3 protein-coding genes are annotated in these 3,068 nt (G+C 73.3%); all 3 read right to left on the bottom strand.

What is annotated here, in order from left to right:
* The coding region (locus tag ETD86_RS53545; RefSeq protein WP_138674261.1) for a serine hydrolase domain-containing protein at nt 1-571 on the bottom strand (571 nt) is incomplete at its 3' end.
* Between the two features lie 18 nt (nt 572-589).
* Entirely contained in the window at nt 590-2,140 is a 1,551-nt protein-coding gene (locus ETD86_RS53540) for a hypothetical protein (RefSeq protein ID WP_138674260.1), read from the bottom strand.
* Nucleotides 2,141-2,205: 65 nt separating this feature from the next.
* A partial coding sequence (locus ETD86_RS56495) for a CE1 family esterase (protein WP_211370920.1) occupies nt 2,206-3,068 on the bottom strand: 863 nt, incomplete at its 5' end.

Below are 3,068 nucleotides of genomic sequence, written 5' to 3'. Positions count from 1 at the left end.
GGCGGGCGGTGGTGTCGTTCATGCCGAGCGGGGTGAGCACCTCGGCGTGGACGGCCTGCAGCCAGGTGGTGCCGCGCAGGTGGGCGATGAGCTCGCCGAGCAGGGCGAAGCCGACGTTGGAGTAGTGGAAGCGGCGTCCTGGCCGGTGTTTGAGCTCGCCGGGGCCCAGGCGCTTGAGCAGGTCGGTGGCGGGGATGCCGGGGGTGCGTTCCCACCAGCCGGTGGGGGGTTCGGCGGTCAGCCCGCCGGTGTGCGACAGCAGCTGGGCGATGGTCAGGTGGCCGTGCGGCGCGCCGGGCAGGTGCGCCTGCAGGGGGTCGGTCAGGTCGAGCGCGCCTTCGTCGCGCAGCCGCATGACGACGACGGCGACCATGGATTTGGTGATGGAGCCGATCCGGTATTGGGTGGCGGCGGTCGGGGGTGCGTCGCGGACGCGGCCGCGGCCGCCGAACCACGCCAGGCGCCCGTCGCGGACGATCGCGGCCGTCAGCGACGGCACCCTGCATTCGGCCTGTTCGACGGCCAGTCTGCGCAGCAGGGCGCGGGCCGTCGTGTGTCCCACCTGACTCATGAGCGACAAGGGTAGTCGTTAGATGAGCACCAGCCGCGGCCCGATCAGCTCGCCCTGGTGGGGCTGGGGGTGGGCCTGGTCGTGGTAGTAGTGGCCGGCGTACCAGACGACGACGTTGGCGCCGTTGATGTTCTCGCCGTTGAGGAAACGGTTGAGGGCGGCGCGGTCGCGGGGGCCGGGGTTGCCGTCGTCGAGCTCGCGCGGGTGGTGGCGCAGGAACCACAGGTCGGACACGCCGTAGGCGTCGGCGGTGCCGTCGAACTCGCCCGGGTGGATCTGGTAGCCGCGGCCGGAGGCCTTGTCGCGCACCTGCCAGTACCGGGCGGGGTGGCGGCGCCGGCGGGAGGTCTCGCGGATGATCGGGATGGGTTCGGGGATGATCGAGCCGGTGTCGTCGATCTGCTCGACGACGTCGTTGCCGGCTCCTTCGATGTCGAAGTCGAGCCGCCAGTAGGCGTGGTGGCGGTGCACCAGGCACGTCATGGGGTTGCGGGTGGCGGCGAACCCGAAGCGGGGGCTGATGTCGCCGTCGTCGCCGAGCCGCCAGTCGCTGGAGTAGCGGTACCAGCCGGCGGCGATCTCGCTGACGATGCGGAGCTCCTCGCCGTCGTGGTGGAAGGCGACGCCCTGGAAGTTGCCGGCGTCGGTGTGGGGGCGTTCCAGGATGGTACGGGGGCTGCTGGTGCACAGCCGCCACCCCCAGCCGACCGGGTCGGAGCCGGTGGCCGAGAACCGGGTTTCGAAGGCGACGTCGTCGCGGAAGGTCGTGCCCTCCTCGTATTCGACGTTGAGGATCGGCACGTGGGCCTGGCGCAGCAGGAGCCGGCCGCGGTAGCGGACCTGGCGGAGTTCGACGCCGCCGCCCAGGCCGGGGTTCTGCGGGGCGGAGGCGCGCGGGCGTACCACCAGCAGGTTCCACAGCTCGGTGGCGCCGCGGTGGACGCGTACGCGCACCTGGTCGGGGCCGCCGCGGTCGGCCAGCGAGTCGACGCCTTCGGGGACGCTGGTGTCGCAGTCGTGGTGCATGCGCACGTTGATCCCGGCCGGGGCCCAGTCGATCACGCGGTTGACCAGGTCGACGGCGACGATCCGGTGGCGTACCCCGGTGGGGTCGGCCGGCGTGTACACCCCGAGCGTGGGGCGGCGCACGGTGGTGCCGTCGGGGTTTTCCGCGTCGGCCAGCGGCGGCATGGGCCGGTACACGACCACGTCGTCGCCGGTCGGGAAGGCGGCGTCGGCGCGCAGGATCGCGGCGGCGGCCACAAGCTCGTCGCGGCTGGGCGGCGGCCGCCAGGCGCTGGGCCGCAGTTCGGCGCGCTCGGGCCGGTCCAGGGTGCCGCGTAGTTCGACGGCGCGGTTCCCGACCGGGTCGAACACCGTGGCCTGGAACGGGGCGTTCTCGCCGGGGTCGTGTCCGAGGCCGGGGGCGAAGGCGACGGTGAGCCGGTCCGGGTCGGCCACCTCCAGTGCCGAGAGCGCCTCGGGGTGTTCGGCCACGGCCTGGCGTAAGCGCTGCTCGGTGAGCCCGGTGCGGGGGACGGCTTCGATCGTGACGCGTACGTCGGCCATGGAGTCTCCTTCGTCGAGCTGGTCTCGTGGGTTCCCGGGCTGGTCTCGTATGTGCTCGGGCTGGTCTACCGGGACGGGGTGCGGTCGAAGGTGTCGAGGATGACCGCGGTGGCGTCCAGGTCGCGGGCGGTGATCCCGAGTCTGGGCACGTCGATGGGTCCGGGCCAGGTGTGGCCGCCGCCGTCGATCGTGTACAGGCGCAGTGTGGCCCCGCCGGGGCAGGTTTTCCAGCCACGCAGCCGTACCTGCTCGCTCAGGCCGCTGGTGGTGCGGCCGGTGCAGCCTTGCGCGCTCGCCCAGCCGTCCATGGCCTGCTCGACCGGGGCCAGCGTCACCATCTGGGCGAGGGTGCGCAGGTCGCCGGTGGCGTCGCGGAACGGGTGGCCGCCGCGGTAGGGGACGATGCGGTCGGCGGTGCCGTGGAAGGCGAGGATCGTGGTGGGGCGCGGCTGGGCGCAGGGGGCCACGATGTTGATCCCGGCCACGGCCGCGATCCCGGCCAGGCGGCCGTCCAGGGCGCAGATGAGGCCGGCGGCCATGCCGGCGCCGTACGACATGCCGGCCGCGAACTCGCGTCGCTGGTCGACGCACAAGCGTTGTTCGAGCCGGCCCAGCAGCGCGGTCATGAAGCCGGTGTCGTCGGGGCCGCCGGTGTGGGGCAGCGTCCAGCCCATGCGGCCTTCGGCGGCTTGCGGGGTGGCGACGATGTAGCCGCGCAGCGATCCTTCGGTGGCCAGCCGGCTGTAGGCGCTCTGCTGGCGGGCCGAGGAGCCGAGGCCGTGCAGGTCGAGCAGGAGCGGGTGGGGGCCGTCGCCGTCGGGGACCGACAGCAGGAAGCGGCGTTGCTGCCCGCCGTGGGTGAGGGTGTGGTTGCCGGGCTTCAGCGGCTGGGCGGCCTGGCAGCCGCTGGTCGGGGTGGGAGAGGGGG

Source organism: Nonomuraea turkmeniaca (assembly GCF_005889735.1).
GTDB classification, from domain to species: domain Bacteria; phylum Actinomycetota; class Actinomycetes; order Streptosporangiales; family Streptosporangiaceae; genus Nonomuraea; species Nonomuraea turkmeniaca.
Note: the sequence above shows the minus strand (reverse complement) of the source record. Positions and strands in the feature narration are given on the sequence as shown.

Coding starts and splice junctions, on each gene's coding strand:
- ETD86_RS53540 (WP_138674260.1), bottom strand. CDS start 2,140: ATGGCCGACGTACGCGTCACGATCGAAGCCGTCCCCCGCACCGGGCTC.